This is a genomic window from Tritonibacter sp. SIMBA_163, assembly GCF_046535935.1.
Taxonomy (GTDB): domain Bacteria; phylum Pseudomonadota; class Alphaproteobacteria; order Rhodobacterales; family Rhodobacteraceae; genus Epibacterium; species Epibacterium scottomollicae.
Genome location: NZ_JAWJBP010001265.1, coordinates 1 through 238, shown reverse-complemented (window position 1 = coordinate 238; position 238 = coordinate 1). Strand labels below are relative to the sequence as shown.

The window sequence follows — 238 nt, the reverse complement described above, 5'->3', positions numbered from 1 at the left end:
CCGAGAATGTGGAGAAGCTCAATCGCGATCTCGGTCTCGATAAGCCCTTGGTTCAGCGGTGCTTTATCTGGCTTGGCAATATGTTGCCGGGCGATTTTGGCCGCAGCTTCTCTCTCAACCGTGCGGTTCTGGACGCGGTGCTGGAGCGATTTAATGCAACGCTGGTGCTGGCGGGCCCATCCTTTGTGATCTGTTCGATCCTTGGCGTTGCAGCCGGTGTGGTCTCCGCGGCCCGCCC

Annotated in this window: 1 pseudogene; it reads left to right on the top strand. The window is 59.2% G+C overall.

Annotation, left to right across the window (positions count from 1 at the left end):
- Positions 1-238: pseudogene (locus R0J92_RS26375) on the top strand (glutathione ABC transporter permease GsiC); the annotation flags it as partial.